The sequence below is a fragment of the Angustibacter peucedani genome, assembly GCF_054779595.1.
Genome location: NZ_BAAGXY010000185.1, coordinates 1 through 536 on the forward strand (window position 1 = coordinate 1; position 536 = coordinate 536).

1 pseudogene is annotated in these 536 nt (G+C 79.7%); it reads left to right on the plus strand.

What is annotated here, in order from left to right:
* Positions 1-536: pseudogene (locus ACYVJ4_RS18745) on the plus strand (hypothetical protein); the annotation flags it as partial.

Consider the following 536-nt stretch of genomic DNA (forward strand, 5'->3'; position numbering starts at 1 on the left):
GGGGCGGCTCGCGCGGCGTCGCGGGCGCTGGCGTCGAACCCGCCCGGAGGCTCCGTCCGCTGGACCCGCACCAACCACCGCGGCGAGCCGATCAGCCTGCTCGAGGGACCGGCCCACGTGGCCGGCACCGTCGCCGCCCTGGCCGTGGCGCCCGGCATGCCGCCGCGCGTGCGCGGCGCCGCCGTGCTGGCCACGGCGGCGGCCGGCGTGCTCGGCGCCTACGACGACCTGGCCGAGAACGTCGTGCGCAAGGGGCTGGCCGGGCACCTGGGGGCGCTCGCCCGCGGCGAGGTCACCACCGGCGCGGTCAAGGTGCTCGGCCTCGGTGCCAGCGGCCTGCTCGCCTCGGCCCTCGTGCTCGGCGACCGGACGACGTCCGCCACCTCGGGCCGCGAGCGCGCGGCGGCGCTGGCCGACGTCCTGGTGGGCGGTGCCGTCGTGGCCGGCAGCGCCAACCTGCTGAACCTGCTCGACCTGCGTCCCGGCCGGGCTCTGAAGGTCACGCTCGTGCCGCTGCCCGCCGCGCTGCTCGCCGG